This window comes from Saccharopolyspora sp. NPDC045941 (assembly GCF_056431445.1).
In genome coordinates, this window is the sequence record NZ_JBWKKU010000173.1 from 1 (window position 1) to 1079 (window position 1079).

Consider the following 1079-nt stretch of genomic DNA (forward strand, 5'->3'; position numbering starts at 1 on the left):
ATGTTCTTGCGGTACCAGATCCAGGCCTCGGGGTTGATCGGCTCGCCGACCGACCCCAGCAGGCGCAGGGAGGACAGGTCGTACTTGGCGGGGATCTCCGCGCCCCACTTCATGAAGGTGCGGATGGTCGTGGGGGCGGTGTAGTAGATCGTCACCCCGTACTTCTGCACGATCTCCCAGTGCCGGCCCTCGTGCGGCGCGTTGGGGGTGCCCTCGTAGACGACCTGCGTGGCCCCGTTGGCCAGCGGGCCGTAGACGATGTAGCTGTGGCCGGTGACCCAGCCGATGTCCGCGGTGCACCAGAACACGTCCGACTCGGGCTTGAGGTCGAAGACGGTGTGGTGCGTGTAGGCGACCTGGGTGAGGTAGCCGCCGGAGGTGTGCAGGATGCCCTTGGGGCGTCCGGTGGTGCCCGAGGTGTAGAGGATGAACAGCGGGTTCTCGGCGTCGAAGGCTTCCGGGGTGTGCTCGTCGGGCTGGCCGGCGACGACGTCGTCCCACCACTTGTCGCGCGCGTCGTCCCAGGCCACCTCGCCGCCGGTGCGGCGCACCACGACCACGTGCTGGACGCTGGGGGTCTCCGCGACGGCCTCGTCGACGTTGGCTTTCAGCGGCATGGGCTTGCCGCGCCGGTACTGGCCGTCGGCGGTGATGACGACCTTGGCCTCGGCGTCGTTGATCCGGGTGCGCAGCGCCTCGGAGGAGAACCCGCCGAAGACCACGCTGTGCATGGCGCCGAGCCGGGCGCAGGCCAGCATCGAGAAGATCGCTTCGGGCAGCATCGGCAGGTAGATCGCGACCCGGTCCCCGGCGCCCACGCCCAGCGCCGCCAGCGCGTTGGCGGCGCGGGAGACCTCGCGCTGCAGCTCGGTGTAGGTGATCTCGCGGGAATCCCCGGGCTCGCCTTCCCAGTAGATCGCGACCCGGTCGCCGTTGCCCGCTTCGACGTGGCGGTCCACGCAGTTGTAGGCCACGTTCAGCTTGCCGCCCACGAACCATTTCGCGAACGGCGCGTTCGACCAGTCCAGGACCTGGTCCCACTTGGTGTCCCAGGCCAGCCGCTCGGCTTGCTTCGCCCA

The 1079-nt window shown here is 69.2% G+C and carries 1 protein-coding gene; it reads right to left on the bottom strand.

Translation table 11 applies throughout. The features are described 5' to 3' along the window. Positions 1-1079, bottom strand: a 1079-nt coding sequence (locus AC07FN_RS45935) for an AMP-binding protein (RefSeq protein ID WP_478401392.1), incomplete at both ends; no start/stop codon positions are given.